Annotated in this window: 3 protein-coding genes; all 3 read right to left on the bottom strand. The window is 69.0% G+C overall.

Features of this window, described 5'->3' with window-relative positions:
- Positions 1-289: hypothetical protein (locus ACWDS7_RS48640; RefSeq protein ID WP_451934852.1), on the bottom strand; the 289-nt coding region annotated here is incomplete at its 3' end.
- On the bottom strand, positions 289-846 hold the full coding sequence (locus ACWDS7_RS48635; protein WP_451934851.1) for a phage tail tube protein: 558 nt from the start codon (positions 844-846) through the stop codon (positions 289-291). The genes ACWDS7_RS48640 and ACWDS7_RS48635, both read right to left, overlap by 1 nt.
- A partial coding sequence (locus tag ACWDS7_RS48630; protein WP_451934850.1) for a hypothetical protein occupies positions 846-1,092 on the bottom strand: 247 nt, incomplete at its 5' end. The genes ACWDS7_RS48630 and ACWDS7_RS48635, both read right to left, overlap by 1 nt.

Raw genomic sequence — 1,092 nt, 5'->3', positions numbered from 1 at the left:
CGATGATGGCCACGATCGTCTCGCCGTCTGTCTTGTGCTGGCGGCAGTGGCGGCGGAACCGCTGGTAGGTGGCGTCACCGAGGATCGCGGTGAGGAACTCGCCGATGGCCGCGAGGCCCTCGGGGCTGTCGGAGTCCAGGCCTTGGGAGGCGAGGCGCGCGAACTCCGACAGGTCCAGCAGGGCGAGTTGATCGGTGCAGGTGAAGGTGACGCCGTCCAGGGTGAAGTGCGGCAGGACGGCGCCGGCCTGGGGCTTGGTCGGGGTGGATGTGTAGGTGCGGCGTGCCATCAGAGCCTCGTCGGGGACGACATCAGCGCCGAGAACGGCGTCCCGGACGCTGGCTTCTCGACACGGAACTCACAGCCGAGCGTGGCCTTGGCCGAGCCCTTGCGGCGCTGCACGCCGATGTTGCCGACCTGCAGGCACTGACGGTACACCCAGCGTTCGGTGTGATCTTCGGCCTCCCAGCCGAGCATGGTGCGCACCTCTTCACCGAGCAGCGGCGGCTCGAACTTGACCAGGCCGGCGCCGGGGGTGGTGATGGTGCCGCCGTTGAGGGCGCGCTTGAGGTTGGTGGCGGTGATCTCGGCCAAGGCGAATTCGACGGACAGTTCGCGGCTGGTGAGGGCGTAGCGGACGGGGTCGAGCTCTTCGGCCACCTCGACGGTCTCGGAGTTCACGCTGTAGTTGAACGTGCTGCCTTCGTCGGTGTAGCCGAGCTGCAGCCAGTTCGCGGACACACTTGACCAGGCGGTGACCAAGTCGGCCGGCTCGGGGGTGGCCAGGACCGCGATGTAGAGGATGCCGGGGCCGAGGGCGATCGCTCCGGGGTTACCACGCGCCATCAGGCACCGTCCTTCTCTGTGGTGGTGGCCTGGCCGGTGCGGCTCTCAGGCTCGTTCATGGGGGTCTGCTGGGGAGGCTGGGGAGGCTGGGGAGCGTGGACCTGGTCGCGCCAGCCGTACCGGTCGACGTACTCGACGGGCACCCGGTCACCCGGGTTGAACGCGCGCGCGAAGTCGATGAACAGTGGGGCGTCGGCGATGTAGTACGGCGGCGCGGGCACGTCGTCGTCCTCGGCGGCGTAGCCG

Source organism: Streptosporangium sp. NPDC003464, assembly GCF_053588315.1.
The sequence above is the reverse complement of the archived record's forward strand: the minus strand, read 5'-3'. Positions and strand labels throughout refer to the sequence as shown.